Origin of the sequence: Actinacidiphila glaucinigra, assembly GCF_900188405.1 — a bacterium.
GTDB lineage: Bacteria > Actinomycetota > Actinomycetes > Streptomycetales > Streptomycetaceae > Actinacidiphila > Actinacidiphila glaucinigra.
The window spans coordinates 129,021-154,595 of sequence record NZ_FZOF01000004.1 but is presented as its reverse complement, the minus strand read 5'-3'; the positions used below and the strand labels follow the sequence as shown (position 1 = coordinate 154,595).

Below are 25,575 nucleotides of genomic sequence, written 5' to 3'. Positions count from 1 at the left end.
GGGCACCCCTGCTCTGAGCCGTCAGGGGAACGAGACCACCGTGGACGGCGTGGTCGAGGTGCCGGAGGTGGCGGCACCGGTGCCGTTGACGACGTGGTCGTACTGGCCCATGCCGCCCAGGGAGACCACCAGTACGTCGTGCATCTTGATCCCGGACTTCACCGGGACCTCGAAGCCGTGGTCCATGCGGATCGTCGGATCGGTGGTGAAGTTGCAGTAGCTGCCCAGGCCCCAGGCCTCGTGGGTGTTCACCGAGTCGTCCACCTTGTAGGCGGCCCAGCCCTTCGTGGCGCCGTTCTGGATGGCGGCCTGGTTGGGCGCGTCGTAGGCGATCTCGTTCTGGAAGAAGATCGTCCTGCCCCGCTCGCCGCTCCACTGGACGTCGTACTTCTTGAAGTGCTCGACGAACAGGCCGGTGGCCAGGACGTCGTCGCCGTTGACGCGCAGGCCGTAGTCGGCGGGGTTGGTGTCCCAGCCCACTCCGGCGCCGTGGTCGGCGCGCCAGATCCAGGTGTGGTCGATGACGGTGTCGTCGCTGTTGACCTCCATGCTGGTGGTCGCCCTGCCCGGTCCGGCGCCGCCGATGCGGATGAAGACGTCCTGCACGGTGGTCGGGTTGGCGGCGTGGTCGGCGGCCGAGCCCTGCGGGCCGACCTGGAGCAGCACCTGTGAGTTGACCGCGCCGGCGTCGATCAGGAACCCGGCCAGCTTCACGCCGTCGATGTCGGCGACCTTCATCGCCGTCACACCGTTGTCGGGGATGATCGTCGCGAGGCCGAGGCCGAGCACGACGGTGTTCGCCCGGTTGACGTTGATGGTCTGGTCGATGTGGTAGATGCCCGGGGTGAACAGCAGGTTGAGGCCCTGGGCGAGAGCGGCGTTGATGGTGGCGGCCGTCGCGCCCGGCTTGACGACGTAGAACTGGTTCAGCGGGATCGAGGAGCCCTGCGGCGCGCCGTTGCCCCAGCTGGTGCCGCGGGCGTTGGTGCGCTTGGCGGGGACGAAGACCTTGTAGTCGTTGCCGTCGAGGTAGAGGAAGGGCTTCTCGCGGGAGACGGGGGTGGTGTCGAGCGTGGTGTACGGCGGGTTGGGGAAGCTCTGCGCGGGGGCGCCCTGCACCCCGGAGAAGACCATGTTCCACACGCCGTTGGTCCAGCCGCCGACCGAGCTGTCGCGGGTGTACCACTGCTGCTGCGAGTACGGGCCCACGGTGCCGTCGATCTTGCTGTCGGCGATGTAGCCGCCGCTGGCCCAGCCGTAGCCGTTGGGGGCGAGGTTGAGGCCGCCCTTGACGTGCATGCGGCGGAAGGGCGCGGCCTGGGCGACGGCCCAGCGGTCGGTGCCGTTCACCGGGTTGAGGGCGAGGTTCTCCGCGGAGCGCCAGAAGTTCTGGGTGGCGTTGCCGTTGAACCAGCCGGCGTCCACGGTCACGTCGCCGTTGAAGGTGGTGTCGTCGGGGGAGAGGCCGAGCCCGGCGATCGAGGTGTAGAAGCCGATGTTGGCGTTGATGTTGTTGTAGGTGCCGGGCTTGAACAGCAGCGCGTAGCGCCCGGTGCCGAACTGCGCCGACTCCTGCTGCTGGAAGACCTGGTCCAGCCTGGCCTGGATGCCCGGGGTCGAGGGGTCGAAGACCAGGACGTTCGGGCCGAGGTCGCCGCCGCCGGGGATCACCGGGCCGGTGCCGCCGTCGGTGGTGTGCACGGCGAGCTCCCACAGCGAGTAGCCGTATGCGGTGGCGCGGGTGGTGCCGTACACGCGCAGGTAGCGGCCGGTGCCGCTGACGGCGCGGGTCTCGGTGCCGCCGGTGCCGGTGGTGGTGGAGGCGACCGTCGTCCAGTCGCTGCCGTTGGCGGAGAGCTGGATCTGGTAGGCCTTGGCGTAGGCGGCCTCCCAGCCGAGGACGACCTCGCAGACGGACTGGGAGCTGCCGAGGTCCACCTGGATCCACTGGGGGTCGCTGAACGCGCTGGACCAGCGGGTGCCGGTGTTGCCGTCGACGGCGTTGGCGGCGGAGAAGGAGCCGTTCTCGGTGGAGGAGGCGGTGGCGGTCCTGCCCTGGGCGGCGTTGGCGGTGCCGCAGGCGGCGGCGTGGGCACCGGTGAGGGGGCCGGCCGGGACGGCGAGCAGGGCGAGGAGTACGGCCAGCAGGGCGATCAGCCCCAGGGGTCTGCGGCGGGCGGCGTTGACTTCGGGTCTCATAGGAACTCCTGTGTCAGCCTCACGACTTAATTTAGGGCGTGAGTTAAGACGTGACAGAAGTCGCGGTCAAGACTCCTCGCACAAAGTGTTTCCGAGGAGTCAACAGTTCGATGAGCGGTTCACGTACTTGCGCCGCTGTGACCTGCGGGGAGTCGAATGAGTTCGGGACTTGAAGCCGATCGACCACATCCGGCCCCGCGAGGCGTTCCACGCCAATCCTGACGTGAAGTCTTGACGGCACCGGGCCCGCTCGGTTGACTGCCGCCGCAGCGGCCGCAACCGGCTCGGGTACCGGTTCCGGCCGCTGCCACCAGCATGCCCCAGTCCCCTCTCACCCCCTGTCCTCCGGCGTCCGGGCCCACGTCGATCGGAAAGGCCGACTCCACGGGTCCCACAGATGATCTTCACGGGTTAGACTCCGCGGGTGTCCGAACTCCGCACACTGGTCCTCGGATTCCGGCAGGCGATCGTCGACTGCCCCGACCCGGGCCTGGTCTCCCTGGAGCGCTTCCCGCGCGGCTCCTGCGGGGACGCCTCGATCCTCCTCGGTCAGTACCTGTACGAGAACGGGCAGGGGGTGTGGACGTACGTCAGCGGGTGGGAGGACCGCGCCACCCACGCGTGGATCGAGAAGAACGGCCTGCGCGTCGACATCACCGCCGACCAGTTCGACGGGGTCGACACCCCCGTGATCATCGCCTCGGGAGGCGGCTGGCACGACCGCTTCACGGTCGACCCCACCGCCTCCCACGGCGCCCTCATCGATCTGCGCCAGGACTTCGCCCGACGCGAACTGCGCACCGCCTACGAGCGGTTGACCGCGATCATCCGGCGGCATCGGCCGGGAGCGGAAGAGGCGCCACCAGCCTGCGCATGACCGCGGGCTCCAGCGCGGGGTTCGCCGCCGCCCGGTGCGCGAGCTCCCCGTCGTCGAGCAACTCCGCGAGCCGGCCCCGGGGGAGGTTCGGATGGCCCGCCGCGGCCGCCCGCACACCGGGATCGGGGTCGCGGGTCAGCCGGTCCACCGTCTCCGCCGCGGCGGCAGGGTCGCGGGCGGCCAGGGCGCGGACCGCGGGATCCTCGTCCCCGGCGTGGTGGGACAGCCCGGTGGTGGGGAAGCGCGGCTGGGTGAGCAGGTGTTCACGCTCCCGTCCGGTGTACTCCAGGAAGGCGCTCAGCAGCAGCTCGGCGGGCGCCTCCGGATGGTTCTGCGCGAGCAGTACCCGCACGCCGAGGTCGTCGTCCGCGGCCAGCCGCGCCACCAGGTCGGACGGCAGGCTGTGGTCGCCGGCGGCGCGCCGCCGCAGCGACGGATGGCCGGACAGCGCGTCCCGCCGCACCGCGGCGGGATCCCGGGGCGTCAGGCGCTGCAGCAGCGGTCCGAAAGTGCCGCCCACCGGCACCTCGTAGTCGATCGCCGCCCGTTCCGCCTCGCTCAGCGCGGGATGCACGGAGAGCGCGAGCCGCACCCGCGGATCGGTGTCCGCGGCGAGTGCCCGGCGCTCCTCCGGCCCGAGGTCGGAGCGGTGCGCGATCCGCTCCCGCACTTCGGGGTCGGCGTCGGCGGCCAGCAGGGCCACCACATCGGCGGGGAGGGTGGGGTTGCCCGCGATCATCCACCGGTCCCCCTCGCCCACCGGGGCGTTGAGCACGCCCTCCACGACGCCTCGGCTCAGGGCGTCGTTCGTCAGCATGCCGCTCCGCGCATGGCAGGGCCGGTCGGGCAGCTCCCGCTCCACCCAGGCCGGGTCCTCGTGCCGCAGGTGCCGCCGCACGATGTCCCGTACCTCGTCGTCAGGATCCGCCAGCAGGGCGTCGCGGGCTTCGTCCGGGACACCGTTCCAGGCGACGCCCATGCGCCGCACCTTGGGTTCCGGGTGGGTGCGCATCGTCTTCAGCAGCCCGGCGGAGGCCTGGCGGTAAAGGGTGCCGCCCAGGCTTTCGTTGTCGTAGGTCAGGATCATGTGGACGACGGCCCGGTCCGGGAGCGGCCTGGGACGCACGCCCCCCGGCATCCGGGGCGCGTCGGCCAGATGCGCCCGCACGAACCACTCGGGGTCGTCCAGCAGCCGTGCCCGCTGGACCGGGTCGACGTGCGGATTCCGGGCGAAGAAGCTGCGTGTGTACCTGTCGGGGTGGGCGACCGCGGCGTCGACGACGGCGTCCGGCAGCGTCCGGTCCCGGCACAGGACCATGCGTGCCGCGGGTGGGCCGTCGGCGAGCAGCCGCAGCAGGATGTCCTCGGGGGCCGCGGGATTGAGCGCCAGGCCGGCGAGCCGGCGCGCGGGCAGGCCCGCGGTCTCCCAGATCTCCTCGGGCGTGATCATGTACTGTGTGCTTCCTTTCCGTCGGGGCCGGTTGCCGTTTCCGCGCACACCGGCCGGGTACACGGGATCGAGGGAGGCAGACATGGACCTGGGTGACTGGTCGACCACGGCTCTCGTGATCGCCGCGGTGGCGGTCGTGGTGATGCTCGTGGTGGCCGTGGTGCTCGTGGTGAAGATGGCGCGCATCCGCACCCTGCTGCGCAGCGCGGACGTGCCGCGCTCGGGCAAGCTGGCGTTCTGGGCCGCGCTGGTCTACCTGGTCTGCCCGGTGGACCTGCTGCCCGATCCGATCCTCATCGACGACATCGGTGTGCTGCTGCTGGCCCTGCGCTCGCTGAAGAGCGCGGCCGACGGACAGCTGCCCGTCGGCCGCGACCGCTCCCGGACCCTTCCCACGTCCAAGAGTCCGGTGTCCTGACCCGCCTCGCGGAGCGGGGAAGGGCTCAGCCCGCTGCCCGCTCCGCGTCCCCCGGCTGCGTCTCGGGCTGCGCGACCGGCAGGCACACCGTGAAACGCGTGTCGCCGGGGGCGGACGCGACGCGGATGTCGCCGTGGTGCTTGTTGACCACGATGCGGTACGAGATGTCCAGGCCCAGCCCCGTGCCCTCTCCCACCGGCTTGGTGGTGAAGAACGGTTCGAAGATCCGCGGCCGGATCTCCGGGGAGATGCCGGGACCGGTGTCTCCCACCTCCACCACCAGACGGTCGGGGCCGTCCCAGGAGCTGCGCAGCGTCAGGGTGCCCGAACCGCCCATGGCGTCCAGGGCGTTGACGACGAGGTTGGTCCACACCTGGTTGAGCTCGGCGCCGTACGCCTGGATCTGCGGCAGGCTGCGGTCGTACTCCTTGACGACCCGCACCCCGCCGGGGATCTTCGCCTGGAGCATCGTGAGCGTCGCGTCGAGCAGCGCGTGGATGTCCACCGTCTGCTGCGGGGCGCGGTCGAGCTGCGAGTACTGCTTCGCGGCCCCCACCAGTCCGGAGATCCGGGTGACGGCGTCGTCGATCTCGCCCATGAGCAGTTCGGTGTCGAGGGTGTACGTGAGCCAGCGGATCGCCGCCTCCAGCCGCTCCTCGCCGACCGTGTCGACCACGGAGTCCAGCCACTCGGCGTCCACACCGCCCGCGACCAGCGTCGAGGCCAGTTCCCAGGAGCCGTTGACGCCGTGGTCGTCGAGCCAGTCCGTCAGCTCGTCCTCGGCGTCGGCCGCGTCGAGCGCCGACCGCTCGGGCGCCGACGCCATGCGCTTGATCGCGGCGTCCTGCAGCTCGACCAGCTCGTGCAGCTGCCTGGTGTCGAGCCGGCCGTCCGCGATCATCGCCAGCTTGTGCCGCATGCCGGTCACCCGGTCGCGCAGCGCCGAGGTGGCCCGCACCGCGGCCGCGGCCGGGTTGTTCAGCTCATGGGTGAGCCCGGCCGACAGCGAGCCCAGCGCCAGCAGCCGCTCGCGCTCCCCGATGATCGTGTTCTGCTTGCGGTAGCCGAAGAACGCCCCCTCCAGCAGGTGCACCGCCATCGGGAACCACCGGCGCATCGCCCCGGCGAACTCCTCGGCCGGGATCAGGAAGAACTCGCAGTCGGTCACCGCCTTCAGCGAGTTGGGGTACGTCTGCTCGACGCGGTCCCCGAGGTACGCCTGCGTCGCCCCGGCGTACACGCCGCGCTGGTCGGTGCGGTTGACCTCCACGACGTCGCCGTGGACGAGCCGGCCCAGCGACACCGTGCCGCTCAGCAGCACGTAGAAGCAGGTCGCCGGATCGCCCTCGGCGTAGACGGGACTGTTCGCCGGGATCCGCTCCACCCGGCCCTGTTCGCTCAGCCAGTCCAGTTCCTTCTCACCGAGCGACTCGAACAGGAACAGGGTCCGCAGCTGCTCGGGCCCGAGCCGGTCCGTCGTGGTCACTGCGCCTCCAGATAACGGTGCACCAGGGATACGGCCATCGCGCCCTCGCCGACCGCGGAGGCCACTCGCTTGACCGACTCCGCCCGCACGTCGCCGGCGGCGAAGACGCCCGGCACGCTGGCCTCCAGGTGGTACGGGTCGCGGGGGAGCGGCCAGCCCGCGGGCCGCCTGCCCCCGGCGATCAGGTCGGGGCCGGTGACCACGAAGCCGCGCCGGTCCCGCTCGATGACGCCCTCCAGCCAGTCCGTGCGCGGCTCGGCGCCGATGAAGACGAACAGGAAGGAGGCGTCCACGGTGGTCACCGTGCCGGTCTTCGCGTCGCGGAGCATCAGCTGTTCCAGGTGGTCGCCGCCCTTGCCGCCGACGACCTCGGTGCAGGGGCGGACCTCGATGTTGTCGATGGCGGCGATCTGGTCGATCAGGTACTGCGACATCGAACGCTGCAGGTCGGCGCCGCGGATCAGCAGATGTACCCGGCACGCGTTGCGGGAGAAGTAGACGGCCGCCTGCCCGGCCGAGTTGGCCCCGCCGACGATGTAGACCTCCTGGCCCGTGCAGTTCATGGCCTCGGTCATCGCCGAGCCGTAGAAGACCCCGGCACCGGTGAACTCCGCCAGCCCCGGCGCTTCCAGCCGGCGGTAGGACACCCCGGTCGCCAGCACCACCGTGTGCGCCGCGATGGACGTGCCGTCGCCGAAGGACAGCACCCTTCCGCTGCCCGCCGCCCGCAGCGCGACCACCTCCCGGGTGCTGAGGATCTCCGCGCCGAACTTCGTCGCCTGGCGGCGGGCCCGGTCGGTCAGCTGGGCGCCGGAGACGCCGTCCGGGAAGCCGAGGTAGTTCTCGATGCGGCTGCTCTGCCCGGCCTGGCCGCCGGTCGCCCGGCGCTCCACCAGGACCGTGCGCAGGCCCTCGGACGCCCCGTACACCGCCGCGCCCAGCCCCGCGGGGCCGCCGCCGACCACCACCAGGTCGTAGAAGTCGGAGGCCGGAACGGTGCTCAGCCCCACGTGGGCGGCGAGCTCGGCCTCCGTGGGCCGCAGCAGCGTCGTCCCGTCGCCGGTCACCACCAGCGGTACGTCGGCGGAGGTCAGCCCGGCCGCGTTCAGCAACTGCTCGGCCTCGGGCTCCTCCGCGGGGAGCCAGCGGTAGGGCACCAGGTTGCGGGTGAGGAAGTCGCGCACCTTGAACGAGGGCGCCGACCAGCGGTGGCCGACCACGCGGGTCTCGGACGCCGTCGGGTCGGGTGTGGCGATCCACGTGTCGAGCAGGGTGTCGATCACCGGGTAGAGGTTCTCCTCCGGCGGGCTCCACGGCTTGAGCAGGTAGTGGTCGAGGTCGACGATGTTGATCGCGTCGATGGCCGCGCTGGTGTCCGCGTACGCCGTGAGCAGCACTCGGCGGGCGAGCGGGAACAGGTCCATCGCCGCCTCGAGGAACTCCACCCCGTTCATCTGCGGCATGCGGTAGTCGGCGAGCATCACCGCGAGTTGCTCGCCTCGCAGTTTGATCTCCCGCAGCGCGCTCAGGGCCTCGTCCCCCGAGGTGGCGCGCACCACCCGGTAGCGGTCCCCGTATCTGCGGCGAATGTCCCGGGCCACGGCACGGGAGACTGCGGGATCGTCGTCGACGGTCAGGATCGTCGGATTCGCCATGTGACCATCATTGCTCCCCGGCGGCCGTCGTGCGCAGCAAACCGAACAGTCGTGCTTCAAGTGGGGCATGGGGCACCGGCACATGCCCCGGGCACGGTCGTGGACGTGGTGACGGACGGTGCGCCGACGCGCACCGTCCGGCCGGTCAGGCCTCCTCGACCGCGACCTCGGCCACGGTGTCGTAGAAGGAGAGGTGGCCGGTGATCTCCGGCACCGACGGGAGCGGCTCCTCGTAGTACCAGGCGACGTCGTTGTGGTCGCCGTACGACCAGTAGGAGGCGATGCCCTTGTAGGGGCAGGTGGTGTTGGTGTCGCTGCCGCGGAAGAGCGCGAGGTCCACGTCCTGCGGCGGGATGTAGTAGCGCACCGGCAGGCCGGTCTCGTGGACCAGCACCGGCCGCCGGGTCTCGGCCACCACCTTGCCGTCGATCCTGACCGTCACGTGCTGCGTGCCGGGTACCGCGTCGACGCGGTGACCGCGCCGGCTGTCCGTGGGGGGCATGGGCTTCCCTTCCTCGGGTCCGTCCGGATCCGTTGCAACGGCGGCGGTGCCGCCGCACATTCCCCGGGCGCCCCTCCGGTGACAACGGGGGTCCCCCGCATGCACGCATCTGCGTGACTCCGGCGGCGGTCCCCCGTTGGCCCTTCAAGATCACAGCGAAGGAGGACCGCCCGATGAGCACCCGCCGTCACCAGAAGGGCCGCAAGCACCGCACGGTCAATCGCACGCCGAGGCCCGTTGCCCCCGCCGGCACCGCCGTGACGGGCGCCACGGCCACCCCGCCGGCCTCGCCCGCCCCGGCCGTACCGTCCCGCACCGCGGCAACGGCTCCCGTCCCCGCTCCGGCCGCGCCCCCGGCGACGTCCCCGGTCCCGACGGTCCCGGCCCCGGCGCCCGCCCCGGCGCCCGCCACGGCCGCCGTGCCGCCTCCCGCCGGGCCCCGCCCCGATGCGTCCGGCCCGGAGGAGTCCGGCCTCGCCCGTACGGCGCTCAAGACCCTCCAGCAGCTTCGCGCGGCGGGCCGCGACGGGACGACCATCGACGCCCTCAGCGCCAGCGTCGGCTACCAGCCCGCCACCATCGTGCGGCACATCGACAGCCTCGCCGCGCACCACCTGGTCCACCAGCGCGACGGCCGCTGGTACGCCGTGACGACCTCATGACCCCGGGCGTGGCGGGCGTCCGGTGGCACGTTCCGCGCCCGCCGTCCGCCACGCCCGCACCGACCGCGCCGCCCTGCCCCGTCCCGGTGCCGGGCCGCGCAGCCGCCGTCAGCAGGTGCGGAAGACGTGGCCCGGCTCCCCGGCGGGCGCGACGTCGCGGTCGCGGAGCACGACCGCCAGGCGGGGACCCCAGTTGCGGCACGTCGCCGTGAAGTCGGCCGCGTCATAGGCCACGACGAGGACGCGGTCGTCGTACGCGGCGGCGTACGACCCGCACTCGTCGAACTCGCCGCACTCCTCGGCGACCGCGAAGTCGAAGCCGATGCCGGACCGTTGGGGGAGGAGGTCGGTGGTGTTCTTCTGCGCGACGGCCAGCCCCGCGGCGTGGGCGCGTGAGGCGAGCAGCCGGGCGAACGCGGCGTTGTCGGCGGGGGCGAGCAGGCCTTCGGAGCGCTCGAAGGAGTCGAGGTTGTCCGGCTCGACCGCCCGGAACCCGCGCTCCGCGCAGTCCTCGATCCACGCGCCGACGACCTCCGCGAGCGCCTCGCGCTTGGCGGCGGTGGAGGTGTCCAGCAGGGCCTCGTCCCACTCGTCGTCCACGACGAGTGCGCCGTCCCCGTCACGCAGCAGCAGGCCCGGATCCCGGGCGCGCCACCGGGACAGCTCGCCGGGCTGGGCCTGGAAGGCGTTGACGTAGCAGACGGAGTACACGCCCGGGGCGGGCCGGTCCGTGCGGTCGCGGGAGACCACGCGCACGCCGTCGGGCGGCGGGTAGCCGCCGCCGATCTGGTAGTCGAAGGAGGCCCCGGCCCGCGGCGGCACCACGCGCGGGGCGGCGGACGAGCCGTCGCCGGTGCCGCATCCCGCCGTGGGCGCCAGGGCCGCCACGACCGCGAGGAAGGCGGCTGCGGCACGTGGCACCGGTGCGGGGTCGGCGAGGGGCACAGACGCTCCTGGACGGCGGAGGCCGGACGGGGGACCATCATCCTCCCGTCCGGCCTCGTGGCGCCGTCGACCGGGTCCGCGCCGCGGGATCACATCATCCCGCCGCCGTCCCAGTGGGCGCCGGTGAGCCAGACGAGGGCGATGACGGTGTCGATCGCGCCCAGCACGACGGCGACCAGCGGGAGCACCGGCCTGGTGCCCCGGGGGGTGCGGCCCATCGCGAGCCGGCCGCACACGACGGCGGCCGGGCCGAGGACGATGCCGAGGACGAAGAATCCGGCGACCGCGCAGAGCAGGCCGACGGCGCCCAGGGTGCGGGGGCTCGCGCCGGTACGGGTACGGCTGTTGTGGGACATGGTTCCTTCCTCCATGGGCCGGTGCCCGTTCCGCGGCGCGGAACGGGCGGTGCTCGGCGATCCGGACACGGTTGTGCGGCGCGCCCGGTGGCCGTCCCCACACGGGACCGCCACGGGCCGCCGGGTCCATGAGGACGGGGCGGCCCGTGGCGGGAGCCGGGGTTCCGGCCGGCCGGTCAGCCGGTGAACAACTGCTTGAGCTTCAGGCCGAGTTCGTACACACCGTAGGCGAAGGGCGCGCCGACCCACAGCCAGGCGACGATCATCAGCGGCAGCCGGCCGTTCCCGGCGGTGGACTCGGTGGCCTCGGCGGGCGCGGGGTTCGAAGCGGTCATCGGACGGCTCCTTCCGACTCGGGTCCGACGGTGGCCTTCGTCTCGGCGGACGGTCCGTCATGGTGCCGCGGATGGACCGGGCGTACCAGTTCGTTGGCGACGAAGCCGATCACCAGCAGCACCATCATGATGACGAAGGACGTGGAGTACAGGTCGGGTCCCGTCCGGCCCGCCGACTTCTCGTGGTCGGCGATCGCGTTCACGATCAGCGGCCCGAGCACACCCGCCGTCGACCACGCGGTCAGCAGCCGTCCGTGGATGGCGCCCACCTCGTACGTCCCGAAGAGGTCCTTGAGGTAGGCGGGCACGGTGGCGAACCCGCCGCCGTAGAAGGACAGGATGACGGCGGCCGCGATGATGAACAGCGGCTTGGAGTCGTCGCCGACCAGGGCGATCAGCAGGTAGAGCAGCGCCCCGGCACCGAGGTAGAGGCGGTAGATGTTCTTCCGCCCGACCAGGTCGGAGGTGGAGGACCAGGTGATCCGGCCGAGCATGTTGCCGAGCGACAGCAGGCCGACGAAACCGGCCGCGGCCGTGGCCGTCACCGGGGTGGAGGTGTCGGCGAAGAAGTCGGTGATCATCGGCGCGGCCTTCTCCAGGATGCCGATGCCCGCCGTCACGTTCATGCAGAGCACCACCCACAGGCACCAGAACTGCGGCGTGCGCAGCGCGTTGCGCGCGGAGACCTGCGCGGTGGTGACGAGCGGGCGCGCGGCCGCGGCCGACGGTTTCCAGCCGGGGGGCCGCCAGTCGTCCGCGGGGACGCGGACCAGCAGTACCCCGACGGTCATGAAGACCGCGTAGACCAGGCCCATCACCAGGAAGGTCTGCCCGATGCCGGAGGAGTCGGCGCCGAAGGAGGAGAGCAGTTCCGTCGACCAGGGCGAGGCGATGAGCGCGCCGCCGCCGAAGCCCATGATGGCGATGCCGGTGGCGAGCCCCGGCCGGTCGGGGAACCACTTGATGAGCGTGGAGACCGGCGAGATGTAGCCGATGCCGAGGCCTATGCCGCCGACGAGGCCGTAGCCGAGGACGATCAGCCAGTACTGGCGCGTGGCGGCGCCGAGGGCCGAGATGAGGAAGCCGGAGGCGAAGCAGAGGGCCGAGACGCACATGGCCCACCGGGGGCCGTTGCGCTCGACGAGGGTGCCGCCGAACGCGGCCGACAGCCCGAGCATGACGATCGCGAGCTGGAACGGCAGCGCGGACTGGGTGCCGCTCAGCCCGAGCGAGGACTCCAGCGGGGGCTTGAACACGCTCCAGGCGTACGCCTGCCCGATGGCGAGGTGGATGGAGAGTGCGGCCGGCGGTACCAGCCAGCGGCTCCAGCCCGGCGGTGCGACGGTGCGGGCACGGGTGAGGACGTCGGGTACGCCCATTGACGCCATGGCGAGTACCTCCGTGAGGGGACATGATCCCGTGGACCGTACAACTTTCATCCATCCCTGGGTAGGGCGTTCGGCGATGAACTTGCCGGAGCGGAAGGCGTGTCCGGGATTCGTGAGGCATTCGCCCGCCTCTCGGCGGGGCGCTCGTCCGCGCGCGCGTCCCGGGAACGAGAGGGTGCGGGGCGTTTGCGGCGGGTTTGTCGGGATTCATCCATATTCATTGCCGATAGCGGCGATAACGAACTATCTGTTCGATTGGTGATGGTTGGGGTTATCGTGTCCGGTGTTAGCCGAGGGCGGCTATCACTGGAAACGCCGGACGTGGCCGGTCAGAGGTGACCCATGCAAGCGATAACGGACAGCTACGACTTCGTGGTCGTCGGCGGCGGCACCGCGGGCAGTGTGCTCGCCGCGCGCCTCTCCGAGCCGGACGGCGCACGCGTGCTCCTGCTGGAGGCGGGAGGCGACGGGCCGCCGACCGCGGCGGCGAACCCGCCCGCCTGGCCGACGCTGCTGGGGACGTCCGCGAACTGGGGCGACACCACCGTCCGGCAGTCGGCGACGGGCACCACCACGCCCCTCGCGCGCGGTCGCGGCCTGGGCGGCGGGTCGGCCATCAGCGCCATGACCTTCGTGCGGGGTCACCACTCCGGCTACGGCGCGTGGACCGCCGGCGGTGCCAAGGGCTGGGGCTACGACGACCTGCTCCCGTACTTCAAGCGCAGCGAGAACGCCCCCGGGCGGGACCCCGTGCTCCGCGGTGTCGGCGGCCCCCTGACCGTGGGGCCCGCCAGCCCGCCCCACCCCGTCGTGGCCGCGCTCCTCACGGCCGCGACCCAGACCGGCTACCGGCGGGCGGCCGACATCGCCGCCGGTCTGGAGGAGGGCTTCGGCTGGAGCGACCTCAACATCGTCGGCGGCCGGCGGCAGAGCGCCGCGGACGCCTACCTCACCCCCGCCAGGCGCCGCCGCAACCTCACCGTGGTGACCGGTGCCCTGGTCCACCGCCTGCTCCTGCGCGACGGACGGTGCGCCGGGGTGGAGTACGGGCACGCCGGCCGCACCGGCACCGTCGCGGTCGGCTGCCACGGCGAGGTCGTGCTCACCGCGGGCACCATCGGGACACCGCAACTGCTGATGCTCTCCGGCATCGGCCCCCGGGCGCACCTGCGGGACAAGGGCATCGACGTCGCCTTCGACCTGCCGGGCGTCGGGGCGAACCTGCAGGACCACCCGCTGGCCGCCGTCGTCCACCGCGCGGCCCGGCCCGTTCCCCCCGGGGCCAACAACCACGGCGAGGCCATCGGCCTGGTGCGCAGCCGGCTCGGCATCTGCGACCCCGACGTGCAGGTGCTCCTGGCCGACACCCCGGGGTGCCACACGCCCGTGGCCGACCCGCCGGACGGGCAGGGATACCGGATCGCGGTCTCCCCGATGCGCCCGCACAGCCGCGGCACCGTCAGGCTCGCGAGTGCCGAACCGGGCGCCCTGCCCCTGGTCGACCCCGACTACTACGGCGACGACCGCGACCTGGCCACGATGGTCGAAGCGCTCTTCCTGGCACGCGAGATCGGCCAGGCGCGCGCCCTCGACGGATGGCGCGCCCACGAGGTCCTGCCCGGCCCCGACGTGAAGGACGACGCCGGACTGCGGGCGTACGCGCGCGGCACCCTGGCCTCCTACATGCACCCCGTCGGCACGTGCCGGATCGGCATCGACGACCTGGCCGTCGTCGACACGGACCTGCGCCTCCACGGCGTCGACGGCCTGCGGGTCGCCGACGCCTCCGTGATGCCCGCCATCCCCTCGGGGGACATCGCCGCCACGGTCTACGCCATCGCCGAACGCGCGGCCGACCTCCTCAGGCGCTGACCCCTTCGGCCCGGTTCCGGCCCCCACCGGCCGGATCCGGGCCCCGCCACATCCCCGCAGCCCAGACGAAGGACCGACGCACATGGCATCACCCGCACCCATCGACCTGGCCGGCCTGCTCCAGCGGGCGGTGGGCGTGACCGGGGCGGCGCTGGGTTCCCCCCTCGCCCCCTCGGCGATCGGCCTGGCCCTGTGGAACACCGACCTGCGGTGCACGTGGGTCAGCGACTCACTTGAGGACTACGACGGCATCCCGCGGGAGCGCCGGCTGGGCCACCTCCCGGACGCGGCGCTGCCCGCCGGGGCCCGCGGGCTGGAGGCGGCGATGCGCCAGGTGCTGGCCACCGGCACGCCCGTCAGCGGCCGCGAGTACCTCGTGTCGGCGATGGACGGCGTCCGCCGCGACGAGGCGTACTCCGCCTCCTGCATCCGCCTGGAGGACGCCGAGGGCCGGCCGATGGGGGTGTGCCTGGTCGTCCTCCGGATCACGCGTGAGAGCCGCTCCGGCGACCGCCTGGCGCTGCTCGGCGAGGCCGGCGCGCGTATCGGCACCACGCTGGACGTCATGCGCACCGCGCAGGAACTGGCCGCGTTCAGCGTCTCCTGTCTCGCCGACTTCGTCACCGTCGACCTCGCCGACACCCTGCGCCTCGGTGAGGAGCCGCTGTCCCGGCTCGGCCCGGACGGCGACTACGTCCCGGTGTTCCGCCGGGCGGGACTGTCCTCCGTCCACGAGGGCGCCCCCGAGGCGGTCTCGCAGGTCGGCGACGTGGTGTACGTGCCGTCCTCCTCGCCCCTCAAACGCGTGCTGTCCTCCGGCCGCTCCCTGCTCGAGCCCGTGCTGGACACCGCCTCTCCGTGGCTCAACCGCGACCCGGCACGGGCCCGGAAGATCGACCGGTTCGGCCTGCACTCGCTGATGATCGTGCCGATCAGGGCCCGCGGCGTCGTGCTGGGCGTGGTGCTGCTCCTGCGCTCCGACGACCCGCGGCCGTTCGACGAGGAGGACCTGCTGTTCGCCGAGGAACTGGTGGCCAGGGCCGCGCTGAGCCTGGACAACGCGCGCCGCTACACGCACGAACGCGCCACCGCCCTCGCCCTGCAGCGGGGCCTGCTCCCGCGCCGGGTGTGCGGCGGCCCCTGCCTGGACGTGGTCTCCCGCTTCCTCCCGGCGGACCTCGAGGACGGGGTGGGGGGCGACTGGTACGACGTGATCCCGCTGCCGCGCGACCGGGTCGCCCTGGTCGTCGGCGACGTCGTCGGGCACGGCATCGACGCCGCGGCCACCATGGGACGGCTCCGCACGGCGGTGCGGACGCTCGCCGACCTCGACCTGCCGCCGGAACAGCTCCTCGCCCACCTCGACCAGACGATCATCCGCCTCGCCGAGGAGGAGGGCGACGGCCTCCACGTGGCCTCGGTGAGCGCCACCTGCCTGTACGCCGTCTACGACCCGGTCAGCCGACGCTGCACCATGGCCAGGGCCGGGCACCCGCCGCCCGCCGTCCGCGACCCCGGGGGCGGCGTCGCCTTCCTGGACCTGCCGAACGGCACACCGCTCGGCCTCGGGATGCCCCCGTACCAGGCCGCCGAGGTGGAGCTGCCCGAGGGCAGCCTCATCGCCCTCTACACCGACGGCCTCATCGAGGACCGCCGGCACGGCTTCGACATCGGGATGGAGCGCGTGCGCCGCGCGCTCGACCGGCCCGGGCTCCGCCTGGACGACCTGTGCTCGGCGGTGCTCGGCACCCTCCCGAGCGCGACACCGCCCGACGACGTCACCCTCCTCATCGCCCGCACCCGCGCCGCGTCCTCGGCGCCCTCGCGTGCGCGGTGCCCGGCACCGCGTCCCGGCAACCGATTCCCGAGGTAGCTCCCCATGACCGCGTTCCACGTCACCTCCGCAGGCGCCGAGGACATCGGCCGGCTCTCCGACTGGGCCGAGGACGAAGGATGGAACCCCGGCAGGTCCGACGGGCAGGCGTTCTTCCCCGCCGATCCGGCCGGCTTCCTGGTCGGGAGGCTCGACGGCGAGCCCGTCGCCTCGGTCTCCGCGGTGCGCTACGGCACGGACTTCGGCTTCGTCGGCCTCTACATCGCCCGGCCGCCGTTCCGCGGCCAGGGCTACGGGATCCGGGTCTGGCGCGCCGGGCTGGAGCACCTCGCCGGCCGCAACGTCGGCCTCGACGGGGTCGTCGCGCAGCAGGAGAACTACCGCAGGTCGGGTTTCAGCACGGCCTGGCGGAACATCCGGTACCAGGGGACGCCGACCGGCGGGGTGATGCCCGGCGGCGTCGCGCTGATCGACGCCAGGAGCGTCGGATTCGGCGAACTGGCCCGCTACGACCGGCGGTTCTTCCCCGCCGCGCGCGACGCCTTCCTCGCCTCCTGGATCACCCTGCCGGACCGTACCGCCCTCGCGGCCGTCGCCGACGGCCGGCTGCGGGGACTGGGGGTGCTGCGCGCCGCCCGCGGGCCGTCGCGGGTGGGGCCGCTGTACGCCTCGTCCGGGAAGGTCGCCCTCGCGCTCCTCATGGGGCTCGCACGGACCGCGCCGGGGGAGCCCCTCGTGATCGACGTGCCCGAGCCCAACGAGGCCGCCGTCCGCCTGGTGGAGCACCTGGGCCTGACGCCCTCGTTCGAGGCCGCGCGCATGTACACGGGCCCGGTCCCGGACGTCGACCTGGCGGGCATGTACGGCGTCACCAGCCTGGAACTGGGCTAGGCCCCGGATTTCGGCCCCGGCGCCGCTCCGGGCGGCCCCCCCGGTCAGGGAGGCCGCCCGGAGCGCCGTGCGCGGGGGCGCTACTGGTTGATGGTGTAACTGTCCCCGTAGACCTTCCACTTGAGCGGGGGGTTGAGGTCGAGGTTGCCGTTGTTGAGGAAGACGCGCTGCTCCGTGTCGACCCGGCTGGTGTCGCTGTGCGCCTCCTCGGTCTTCATCGCCGCCTTGCGCGCGTCGAGGAAGGCGTTGATGTACGCCGTCTCGTCGCCGCCCTGCGCGGGGCTCTTGGCCTTGGACAGGGCGGTCTTGCGGATGCCGCCGAAGCTGACCTTGTCCTCGCCGGGGCCGTGCATCACGATCGCGTCGTAGTACGCGAACTGGCCCAGCGCGCGCAGCCCGTCGGCCTTGGCCTGCTTGACCGAGGGGTCGAAGTAGACGCGGTCGCGCTCGTCGTTCTGCGCCTGCTGGAACGCCGTGTCGGCGGCGGCGCTGCGCCAGGCGCTCTCGAAGCCGGAGCCGAGGCCGCTGTGCGAGTCGGTGCCGTTGACCCGGCGCAGTGCGGGCAGGTAGCGGGCGAGGGGGTTGCCCGGCTTGCGGTCGGTGTACAGCTCGACGAGTTCGAGCATGTCACCGGTGCCGGAGCAGAAGCCGATGATGCCCGCGGTGTAGCCGCGGCCGTCGCCGATGTCCTCGATGTACTTGTACTGGGCCTTCCAGTCCAGTGAGGAGTTCTCGGCGCTGGACACCAGCTGCATGGCGATGTCCTTCTTGTGCGGGTCGTCGAGTCCGACGCCGGCCGCCGCGGCGGCCGGCTGCCCCGGCGCGGCCGAGGCCAGGGTGCCGGCGCCGGCGGCCAGGACGCCCGCGGTCAGCGCGGCGGTCGCGTAGAGGACGACGCGCCGGCGGGGGAGGGAGCGTGCATGACGGTGTGGGGGGATCTGCACGGGTGACTCCGTGGGTCAGAGGTTAGGAAACCTTCCTAACAGCGCCACATTGAAGCACCGGGCCAGTCGAACGCCAAGAGGTTCGAACAAAAACGCCGCATGCCATCTGCTCGAAGAATCAAGGGAGTTGGCGGCAACCGTCCGAGAGCCGGGTGCGTCCGCCCGAAGCCGCGGGCCCCCCGCATGCGCGGTCCGCCGCCCGGATGCAGGCTGGACGGGAAGAGGCTGAGGAGGTGGTACCCGTGCCGGACGGGCCCCCTCCCGCCCCGTCCCGCCCCGACGCCGGGCAGTGGACGGACGAGAGCCTGCTGGCACCGGCGCTGTTCGCGATGATGGACGGCGTGCGGGCGCACGCGGGCGGGATCTACCTCCTCGCGCCCGGCGAGCCGGTGCTTGAGATGGCCGTGATGGCCGGCCTGCCGCGCGCCTTCGCCGCGCCCTGGGAACGGGTGGGGCTGGGCGCCCCGATCCCCGTCGCGGAGGCACTGCGCGAACGCCGGCTGGTCTGGGTCGGCGGCGAGGAGGAGATGGCGCGCCGGTACCCGCGGATCGCCCTCGTTCTGCCGTACCCGTTCACCCTCGCTGCGCTGCCCGTCGCGACCACCGGCACCGCCTTCGGCTCGGTGTTCGTCACCTGGCCCGGCGCCCATCCGCCCGAACTGTCCGACTGGGAGCGCGAGCGTCTGCTCTCCGCCAGCGGGCGGCTCGCCCGCAGCCTGGAGCAGCGGACCGCCGAGGGCCGGCCGGTCCGGCGCGGACAGGACGTGGCGATCGGCGCCCCGGTCGCCGGGGTCTCCTCGGCGGTCGAGGCGGTGCGCATGGTGGGCCGGCTGCCGGACGGCCTGTGCTCCCTCGACCTCGACGGGCGGGTCACCTACGCCAACGGCGCGGCGTCCCGACTGCTGGGCGTGCCGGTGCGCAAGCTGCTCGGGCACCCGTTGTGGCGGACGCTGCCGTGGCTGGAGGACCCCGTGCACCAGGAGCGGCACCGCGCGGCGCTGATCAGCAGGCAGCCCACCTCGTTCACCGCGCTGCGCCCGCCCGGCGACTGGCTCACCTTCCGGCTCCACCCCAGCAGCAACGGCGTCAGCGTGTGCGTCTCACCTGCCCGCGGCCCGGCGGCCAGGGCTCCCGTAGCCGACGCCGTGCGCGCTGCGGCGCAGCCCGCGGTCGGGCTGGTGGCCATCTCCCACCTCGTGAACCTGTCCGGGGCGCTCACGGAGGCCGTCTGCGTCCAGGACGTGATCGACCTGGTCGCCGACGAGATCATGCCCGCGGTCGGCAGCCGGGTACTGGCCGTCGTCGCCCCGGAGGCGGGGCGGATGCGCGTGCTCGGCCACCGCGGCTACGCCGATCCGACGATCGTCGACCGGTACGACGGCATGCCGATGTCGTCGCCGACCCCCGCCGCGCAGGTGCTGGCCAGCGGCGCGCCCGCGTTCCTGGAGTCCGAGCAGGAGATGCGGGAGTGCTTCCCCGACCGCCCGCCGGTCTCCGACGGCATGGCGGCCTGGGCCTACCTCCCGCTGATCGCCTCCGGCCGCCCGGTCGGCACCTGCGTGCTCGGATACCCGCAACCGCACCGCTTCGGGGCCGACGAGCGGGCCCTGCTGACCAGCCTCGGCGGACTGATCGCGCAGGCCCTGGAGCGGGCGCGGCTCTACGACGCCAAGCACCGGCTGGCCCACGGCCTCCAGTCGGCACTGCTCCCGCGGACCCTGCCGGAGCTCCCCGGCCTGGAGGCGGCCGCGCGGTACCTCGCGGGCACCGAGGGCATGGACATCGGCGGCGACTTCTACGACCTGCTCCGCGTGGGGGACCGGCCGGCCGCCGTGATCGGCGACGTGCAGGGCCACAACGTCACCGCCGCAGGCCTGATGGGCCAGGTCCGCACGGCGGTACGGGCGTACTCCGCCGTCGGGCAGTCGCCCGGCCAGGTGATGGAGTGCACCAACCGGCTGCTGCTGGACCTGGACGTGGAACTGCTCGCCAGCTGCGTCTACCTGCACCTCGACCCGGCCGGGGAACGGGTGATGGCCGCGGGCGCCGGCCATCCGCAGCCCCTGCTGCGGGAGCCGGACGGCCACGTGCGGCCGCTCGACCTCGCCCAGGGCCCGCTGCTGGGCATCGACGCGGAGGCGGTCTACCGCACCGTCGAGTTCCCGTTCCCGCCCGGCTCGGTGCTCATGCTCTACACGGACGGCCTGGTCGAGTGCCCGGGAACGGACGTCGACGCCGAGCTGGCCGCCCTCTCCGACCACCTCGGCGCCGCCGGCGACCTGCCGCTCGACCGGGTCGCCGACGGCGTGCTCGCCCTCACCTCCGAACGCCGGCTGCGCACCGACGACATCGCGCTGCTCCTGCTGCGCTCCCTGCCCCGGTCCCGGTGACGGGTACGCGAAAGGGCGCCGCGCGCCGTCCTGCGACGGCGCGCGGCGCCCGTGGTGCTCAGCGGGTCAGCCCTGGCGGGCCTTGAAACGGGGGTCCCTCTTGTTGATCACGTAGACACGGCCGCGACGGCGGACGATCTGCGAGCCGGGAGCGTTCTTGAGGGAGCGCAGCGAGGCACGTACCTTCACCGGTCGCCTCCTTTCGGGCGGTTCTTGATCCGCCCATGCCAACGCGGGCAGGCCGCGGTTTCTTCCCGCCGTTGCCCGGTGCCGTTGCCCGGTGCCGTGGCCGCGGAGGGCCGGGGGCAGGATGAGGCCCATGAGTTCCCGCGCCGACGGCCCCGCCGTCCCCTCGCCGCCGCACCCGCTGGTCCGCTCCCCGCACGAGCGGGTCCTCTTCGCCCGCGGGAGGGGCGCCCAGGACCGGGTCGCGGACGCGATCACCGCCTTCTCCGGCTCGATGGCCTTCGTCTACGTGCACATCGTCTGGTTCGCGGCGTGGATCCTGCTGAACCAGGGGCTCGCGGGGCCCGGCGGGGTCTTCGACCCCTACCCCTTCGGACTGCTCACCATGATCGTCAGCCTGGAGGCGATCTTCCTCTCGACCTTCGTCATGGTCAGCCAGAACCGCCAGGCCGCACGCGACAACATCCGCGCCGACCTCGCCTTCGAGACGAACGTGCGCTCGGAGGTCTGGTCGGCGCACATAGGCCGGGCCCTGGGCCTCGACCCCGAGGAGGTCGAGCGGAACGTCCAGCAGCTCGTCGCCGAGAGCCGGGCCCGCATGGGGGTCACCTCCCCGGCGGTGCCACCGGCCGCGAAGCCGCCCGCCTCATGACTCCTCCTCGTCGTCCCGGTCCGCGTCGTGCGGCGGGCCGGGGCTGGTGAAGTCCGGGCCGGAGTACCCGGGGCCGCGGAAACCGGGCGATTTGAAACCGGGCGATTCGAAACCGGGCGATTCGAAACCGGGCGACTCGAAACCGGGTGACTCGAAGCCCGGCGACTCGAAACCGGGCTCCGCGATGTCCGCGACCTCCGGCTCCGGGACCTCGTACTCCGGGATCCGCGGGGGCGGCGGAACCGCCGCGCCGTCCCCGGCGCCCGGTTCCGGGCCGGCCCCGTCGACGGAGGTGGAGAACCCGGGACTGCTGAAGCCCGGGCGGTGCTTCGGCGCATCCTCGCGCGGGCTGTCCGGACGGTCCGTCATGGCCTTTCCCCTCCCCGGAGACCTCAGCGCCGTCGCCCGCGGTACCCCGACCAGCGGGCGCCCGCGCCCGAGCCGACCCCGCCGAGGTGCGCGGCGAGCAGCGTCAGCCCGACCAGCAGCAGGCTCGTCGGGGTGAACACGGCCTCCGTCGCCGTCCCGGTGGCGTTGATGATGAACGCGACCGCGAAGACGACGGCCGCAACGATGGCCAGCATCGTCCCTCCCAGTGGTCCGGGGGCGCGCCCTCGCGCCGCCCCTTCCCCCACCGTCTGCCCCGGGACCGGCCCCCCAGTCGGCCGGGACCGGTCAGGGACCCCCGGGCGGTGTCCGTGGGAGCGCTCGCAGCCTAGGATTCCGCGGTGACCGGACGATGAGCCAGTGCCGTCTCATCACCCCGCGCCCTCGTGCACCCGGAGTTCCCGCATGGCGTCGCCGCACGGCCCGCTCGACCACCGCTACCGCGGTGAGCACCCGATCCGCACCCTCGCCTACCTCTTCCGCCACGACCGCGGCCGACTCGCCCTGGCCGTGCTGGCGTTCATGGTCAAGCACACCCCGATCTGGCTGACCCCGCTGGTCACCGCACAGGTCATCGACGTCATCGTGCAGCACCGGCCGCTGTCGGGCATGCTGCTCGGCACCGCTGTCCTGCTGCTGATGCTGGTCCTCAACTACCCCTTCCACCTGCTGTACGTGCGCTGCTGGTACGGCAGCGCCCGCCGCACCGGCACCCGGCTGCGCTCCGCGCTGTGCCAGCGCATGCAGCAGCTCTCCATCGGCTACCACACGAAGGTCAACTCCGCCGTCCTGCAGACCAAGGTCATCCGGGATGTCGAGGCGATCGAGCAGGCGGTCCAGCAGACCGGCGACATGGGCCTGTCCGCGCTCGCCACGCTGCTGGGCGCGCTGGTGGTGATCGCCGTGCAGGCGCCGTCCTTCCTGCCGGTCTTCCTGGTCGTCGTGCCCGCGACGTCGGCGCTGGTGATGTGGCTGCGGGGACGGCTGCGCGAGTCCAACGAATCGTTCCGCCAGGAGGTGGAGCAACTCTCCTCCCGCGTCACCGAGATGACCACCCTCATCCCCATCACCCGCGCCCACGGCCTGGAGTCCACCGCGCTGCGCCGCGTCGACGGCACGCTCAGCCAGGTCCTCACCGCGGGGCTGCGCCTGGACCGGCTCAACGGGCGCTTCGGCTCCCTCGCCTGGATCGTCCTCAACGTCCTCGGCACCTGCTGCCTGCTCGGCTCCGCGCTCGCCGCGTACCACGGCTGGCTGGGCGTGACCCCCGGCGACGTCGTCATGCTGACCACCTACTTCTCCGCCCTCACCGCCGCCGTGACGACCCTGCTCAGCCTGACGCCCGTGGTCAGCAAGGGGCTGGAGTCGGTGCGCTCGGTCGGTGAGGTGCTGCAGGCGCCCGACCTCGAGCAGAACGCGGGGAAGACCGAGGTGGCCGCCGTCCGCGGACGGGTGGACTTCGAGGCCGTCGGCTTCGCCTACGACGACGCCGCCGACCACTCGGTGCGCGACTTCTCCCTCTCCGTCCGTCCGGGCGAGACCATCGCGCTGGTGGGCACCTCGGGGGCCGGCAAGTCGACGCTCCTCAACCTCGTCATCGGCTTCCTGCGCCCCACCGAGGGCCGGATCCTGCTGGACGGTGCGGACATGGAGAGCCTGGACCTGCGCAGCTACCGCCGCTTCGTGTCCGTCGTGCCCCAGGAGTCCATCCTCTTCGAGGGCACCATCCGGGAGAACGTCGGCTACGGCATGCCGGGCGTCCCCGAGGAGGCGGTCCGGGAGGCGCTGCGGGCCGCCAACGCCCTGGAGTTCGTGGAACGCCTGCCCGCCGGCCTCGCCACGGTCGTCGGCGAGCGGGGCGCGCGGCTGTCCGGTGGGCAGAAGCAGCGGCTGGCCATCGCCCGGGCGCTGATCCGCGACCCCCGTGTGCTGGTGCTGGACGAGGCCACCTCCGCCCTCGACTCCCGCTCCGAGGCCCTCGTCCAGCAGGCGCTGGAACGCCTGGTGCGCAACCGCACCGTCTTCGTGGTGGCCCACCGGCTGTCCACCATCCGCAACGCCGACCGCATCGTCGTCATGGACGGCGGAAGGATCACGGAGGTCGGCTCGCACGAGCAACTGCTGCGCGCCGGCGGCCCGTACGCCGCCCTGCGCAGCGCTCAGACCGCCTGAGCCACCCGCCCGCCCCCGCACGCGCCCGGGGGCGCCCTCCGCGTCTGCGGAGCGGCGCCCCCGGGGGCCGTGCGGATCGGGCCGCTGGGTCAGCGGCGGTGGTGGTTGACGACGTGGTGGTGGTGACGGTGCTGGCGGTGACCGTGCCAGCGGTGGTGGTGACGCTTGCCGTGGTGGCTGTGGTGGCCGCGGCCGTGGTCTCCGTGCGTGGCGTGCGTGCCGGGGGTGCGGACGGACTCCGGCGTGACGGCACCGGCACCCGCCGCACCGCCCAGGACGACGGCGACGGCCACACCGACCGCGGCCACGAAACGGGAAACGCGCATGGATCGACTCCTGTCTCCGCGGGTGCCGTGGACACCCGCTCGGGTGGAACACGAGAAGCGTCGGGCCTCGGCACGTCCGTTGAGGTGTGCCACGCCCGTATTGGCACACGATTTGCTGGAATATGACGTTTCATGGAACCGGTGGCTGTGGGCGATCCGGGGAGGTCCGTGCCGCTGTCGCGGCGGGCCGCGGGCCGGGGGCGGTGCGATGTTTCGGCCCCGGTGTCCGGGGCAGGTGCCCGGTCGTCCCGGCCCCGCGCCGGGGACGGCGCACCGACGGATGAGGGTGACGGTGGACGACACCGGCTTTGGCGCCCTGCTGAGCGGGCTCCTGCAGCGCTCGCACGAGGCCGCCCCGAAGGACTGGGGCGCGGCCCTCGCGCAGGCCGCGCACGAGGTGGGCCTGGACGACGTCACGGTCCTGCTCGCCGACGTCCGGCAGGCCAGGCTCGTCCCGCTGTCCGGCGACCCGGCCTCCCGCGCCCGTGGGGCCGTGGCCGTCGACGGCACGCCGGCGGGCGCCGCCTACCGGACGGTCTCCCTGCGCCTGAGCGAGCGCGACGACCGGATCACGATGTGGCTGCCGCTCGTCGACGGCGTGGAGCGGATCGGCGTCATGGAGGTCACCGCCCACCGGATCGACCCGGAACTCCTCGCCCGCTGCCGCGCGCTCGCCGACGTCACGACCTTGACGATCGCCTCCAAGGCCGGGTTCAGCGACGACCTGCTGAGGCTCGTCCGCAGCCGCCCGATGAGCGCCGCCGCGGAACTCGTGTGGGCCTTCCTGCCGCCGCGGACCCTCGGCACGACCGAGGTGACCTCCAGCGCGGTGCTGGAACCCGCGTACGAGATCGGCGGCGACGCCTTCGACCACAGCATCCAGGACGACCACCTGCACCTGACGGTGGTCGACGCGATGGGCCACGACCTCGCCTCGGGGCTCACGGCGGCCGTGGCGCTGGCCGGCTGCCGGGCCGCCCGGCGTGCCGGTGCCGACCTGGGCGAGATCGTCAAGACCGTGGACGAGACCCTCGCCGAGTGGATCCCGGACCGGCTCGCCACCGCGGTCTTCGCCGACCTCGACGTCCGCAGCGGCCAGTTCGCGTGGGCGAACTGCGGGCACCCCCCGCCCCGGCTGATCCGCGCCCGGCACGTCGTCCCCGGCGCCCTGGAGCGCGACGCGGACCTGCCCCTCGGCCTCGGTTCCGGCTACGGCGACCGGCCGCGCTCCGTCCACTCCACGCGCCTGGAGCCCGGTGACCGGGTCCTCATCCACACCGACGGCGTGACCGAGTCCCGTGCCGAGGGCGGCGGCGAGTTCGGCGAGCGGCGCCTCACCGAGTACGTCGTGCACGCCACCGCGTTCGGCGACCCGGCACCGGAAGTGCTGCGGCGGCTCGTCCACGCCCTCATGGCGCACCGGCACGGTCGCCTCGACGACGACGCCACCGTGCTGCTCGCGGAGTGGCACCCCACGCGCCGAACCCGGCCGACCGAGGTGGTTTCCGCCGCCACTCCCAGGGCAGCCGAAGCCTGACGGGTGGGCGACGCGGCCGTGCGGCGGCAGACACGGCCGGTGCCCGGAGCGGCGCGCAGTGCGACGGCCGCCGGGTGCCGGGCGGATACCCACGATAAACATGTCCTGATC

General features: G+C 73.1%; 24 protein-coding genes. 10 read left to right on the top strand and 14 right to left on the bottom strand.

Translation table 11 applies throughout. The features are described 5' to 3' along the window. Nucleotides 1-21 precede the first annotated feature (21 nt). Complete coding sequence (locus CHF15_RS09700; RefSeq protein WP_089223265.1) at nt 22-2,199, bottom strand: discoidin domain-containing protein; 2,178 nt, start codon at nt 2,197-2,199, stop codon at nt 22-24. Nucleotides 2,200-2,623: 424 nt separating this feature from the next. Here CHF15_RS09700 and CHF15_RS09695 point away from each other — a divergent pair, with 424 nt between their 5' ends. Further along, nucleotides 2,624-3,076, top strand: coding sequence for a hypothetical protein (locus tag CHF15_RS09695; RefSeq protein ID WP_089223264.1), 453 nt, complete (start codon nt 2,624-2,626; stop codon nt 3,074-3,076). Here CHF15_RS09695 and CHF15_RS09690 read toward each other — a convergent pair. Further along, the gene (locus CHF15_RS09690; RefSeq protein ID WP_089223263.1) at nt 3,024-4,526 is read right to left on the bottom strand and encodes a hypothetical protein; all 1,503 of its coding nucleotides are present in this window, start codon (nt 4,524-4,526) and stop codon (nt 3,024-3,026) included. The genes CHF15_RS09695 and CHF15_RS09690 overlap by 53 nt on opposite strands. Nucleotides 4,527-4,608: 82 nt before the next feature. On the opposite strand from CHF15_RS09690, the gene CHF15_RS09685 reads away from it, so the two are divergent. Continuing rightward, on the top strand, nt 4,609-4,944 hold the full coding sequence (locus CHF15_RS09685) for a YkvA family protein (protein ID WP_089223262.1): 336 nt from the start codon (nt 4,609-4,611) through the stop codon (nt 4,942-4,944). Nucleotides 4,945-4,969: 25 nt separating this feature from the next. On the opposite strand, the gene CHF15_RS09680 is transcribed toward CHF15_RS09685, so the two are convergent. The 3 genes from CHF15_RS09680 to CHF15_RS09670 form a co-directional block, all read right to left on the bottom strand. Then, entirely contained in the window at nt 4,970-6,430 is a 1,461-nt protein-coding gene (locus CHF15_RS09680; protein ID WP_089223261.1) for an ATP-binding protein, read from the bottom strand. Then, nucleotides 6,427-8,085, bottom strand: coding sequence for an NAD(P)/FAD-dependent oxidoreductase (locus tag CHF15_RS09675; RefSeq protein WP_089223260.1), 1,659 nt, complete (start codon nt 8,083-8,085; stop codon nt 6,427-6,429). The genes CHF15_RS09680 and CHF15_RS09675 overlap by 4 nt, the downstream gene beginning before the upstream one ends. A gap of 145 nt (nt 8,086-8,230) precedes the next feature. Further along, nucleotides 8,231-8,587 (bottom strand): DUF427 domain-containing protein, encoded by a 357-nt coding sequence (locus CHF15_RS09670; RefSeq protein WP_089223259.1) that lies wholly within the window; start codon nt 8,585-8,587, stop codon nt 8,231-8,233. Between the two features lie 173 nt (nt 8,588-8,760). Here CHF15_RS09670 and CHF15_RS44800 point away from each other — a divergent pair, with 173 nt between their 5' ends. Continuing rightward, nucleotides 8,761-9,249, top strand: a complete 489-nt coding sequence (locus tag CHF15_RS44800; RefSeq protein WP_089223258.1) for a helix-turn-helix transcriptional regulator — start codon at nt 8,761-8,763, stop codon at nt 9,247-9,249. A gap of 108 nt (nt 9,250-9,357) precedes the next feature. Here the strand turns inward: CHF15_RS44800 and CHF15_RS09660 are convergent, their stop codons facing one another. From CHF15_RS09660 to CHF15_RS09650, 4 genes are all read right to left on the bottom strand, one after another. Then, the gene (locus CHF15_RS09660; RefSeq protein WP_089223257.1) at nt 9,358-10,194 is read right to left on the bottom strand and encodes an endo alpha-1,4 polygalactosaminidase; all 837 of its coding nucleotides are present in this window, start codon (nt 10,192-10,194) and stop codon (nt 9,358-9,360) included. Nucleotides 10,195-10,283: 89 nt separating this feature from the next. Continuing rightward, nucleotides 10,284-10,550 (bottom strand): hypothetical protein, encoded by a 267-nt coding sequence (locus tag CHF15_RS09655; RefSeq protein ID WP_089223256.1) that lies wholly within the window; start codon nt 10,548-10,550, stop codon nt 10,284-10,286. Between the two features lie 176 nt (nt 10,551-10,726). Then, nucleotides 10,727-10,885, bottom strand: coding sequence for an MFS transporter small subunit (locus CHF15_RS44795; RefSeq protein ID WP_179279718.1), 159 nt, complete (start codon nt 10,883-10,885; stop codon nt 10,727-10,729). Further along, on the bottom strand, nt 10,882-12,273 hold the full coding sequence (locus CHF15_RS09650; protein ID WP_089223255.1) for an L-lactate MFS transporter: 1,392 nt from the start codon (nt 12,271-12,273) through the stop codon (nt 10,882-10,884). The genes CHF15_RS44795 and CHF15_RS09650 overlap by 4 nt, the downstream gene beginning before the upstream one ends. A 342-nt stretch (nt 12,274-12,615) precedes the next feature. Here CHF15_RS09650 and CHF15_RS09645 point away from each other — a divergent pair, with 342 nt between their 5' ends. The 3 genes from CHF15_RS09645 (at nt 12,616) to CHF15_RS09635 (ending at nt 16,870) form a co-directional block, all read left to right on the top strand. Further along, nucleotides 12,616-14,145 (top strand): GMC family oxidoreductase, encoded by a 1,530-nt coding sequence (locus CHF15_RS09645; protein WP_089223254.1) that lies wholly within the window; start codon nt 12,616-12,618, stop codon nt 14,143-14,145. A gap of 82 nt (nt 14,146-14,227) precedes the next feature. Beyond that, on the top strand, nt 14,228-16,018 hold the full coding sequence (locus CHF15_RS09640; protein ID WP_265737394.1) for a SpoIIE family protein phosphatase: 1,791 nt from the start codon (nt 14,228-14,230) through the stop codon (nt 16,016-16,018). Between the two features lie 6 nt (nt 16,019-16,024). Continuing rightward, nucleotides 16,025-16,870 (top strand): GNAT family N-acetyltransferase, encoded by an 846-nt coding sequence (locus CHF15_RS09635; RefSeq protein WP_089223253.1) that lies wholly within the window; start codon nt 16,025-16,027, stop codon nt 16,868-16,870. Nucleotides 16,871-16,950: 80 nt separating this feature from the next. Here the strand turns inward: CHF15_RS09635 and CHF15_RS09630 are convergent, their stop codons facing one another. Further along, nucleotides 16,951-17,814 (bottom strand): chitosanase, encoded by an 864-nt coding sequence (locus CHF15_RS09630; protein WP_089223252.1) that lies wholly within the window; start codon nt 17,812-17,814, stop codon nt 16,951-16,953. A gap of 203 nt (nt 17,815-18,017) precedes the next feature. Between CHF15_RS09630 and CHF15_RS09625 the strand changes: the two genes are divergently transcribed. Continuing rightward, entirely contained in the window at nt 18,018-20,204 is a 2,187-nt protein-coding gene (locus CHF15_RS09625) for a SpoIIE family protein phosphatase (protein ID WP_410169626.1), read from the top strand. A 66-nt stretch (nt 20,205-20,270) separates the two neighbouring features. Here CHF15_RS09625 and ykgO read toward each other — a convergent pair whose 3' ends face one another. Continuing rightward, nucleotides 20,271-20,393, bottom strand: a complete 123-nt coding sequence (gene ykgO / locus CHF15_RS09620; protein ID WP_018562490.1) for a type B 50S ribosomal protein L36 — start codon at nt 20,391-20,393, stop codon at nt 20,271-20,273. Between the two features lie 130 nt (nt 20,394-20,523). On the opposite strand from ykgO, the gene CHF15_RS09615 reads away from it, so the two are divergent. Continuing rightward, nucleotides 20,524-21,042 (top strand): DUF1003 domain-containing protein, encoded by a 519-nt coding sequence (locus CHF15_RS09615; RefSeq protein WP_089223250.1) that lies wholly within the window; start codon nt 20,524-20,526, stop codon nt 21,040-21,042. Here CHF15_RS09615 and CHF15_RS44790 read toward each other — a convergent pair. Together CHF15_RS44790 and CHF15_RS09610 are read right to left on the bottom strand one after the other, a co-directional pair. After that, nucleotides 21,037-21,411, bottom strand: a complete 375-nt coding sequence (locus CHF15_RS44790) for a hypothetical protein (protein WP_179279717.1) — start codon at nt 21,409-21,411, stop codon at nt 21,037-21,039. The two genes, CHF15_RS09615 and CHF15_RS44790, sit on opposite strands and share 6 nt — an antisense overlap. A gap of 23 nt (nt 21,412-21,434) precedes the next feature. Continuing rightward, on the bottom strand, nt 21,435-21,626 hold the full coding sequence (locus CHF15_RS09610; RefSeq protein ID WP_089223249.1) for a hypothetical protein: 192 nt from the start codon (nt 21,624-21,626) through the stop codon (nt 21,435-21,437). Between the two features lie 208 nt (nt 21,627-21,834). Here CHF15_RS09610 and CHF15_RS09605 point away from each other — a divergent pair, with 208 nt between their 5' ends. After that, nucleotides 21,835-23,601, top strand: coding sequence for an ABC transporter ATP-binding protein (locus tag CHF15_RS09605; protein ID WP_089223248.1), 1,767 nt, complete (start codon nt 21,835-21,837; stop codon nt 23,599-23,601). A gap of 89 nt (nt 23,602-23,690) precedes the next feature. On the opposite strand, the gene CHF15_RS44785 is transcribed toward CHF15_RS09605, so the two are convergent. Next, complete coding sequence (locus tag CHF15_RS44785; RefSeq protein WP_089223247.1) at nt 23,691-23,927, bottom strand: hypothetical protein; 237 nt, start codon at nt 23,925-23,927, stop codon at nt 23,691-23,693. Between the two features lie 292 nt (nt 23,928-24,219). Between CHF15_RS44785 and CHF15_RS09595 the strand changes: the two genes are divergently transcribed. Then, nucleotides 24,220-25,464, top strand: coding sequence for a PP2C family protein-serine/threonine phosphatase (locus CHF15_RS09595; protein WP_245938749.1), 1,245 nt, complete (start codon nt 24,220-24,222; stop codon nt 25,462-25,464). The last annotated feature ends 111 nt before the right edge of the window (nt 25,465-25,575 follow it).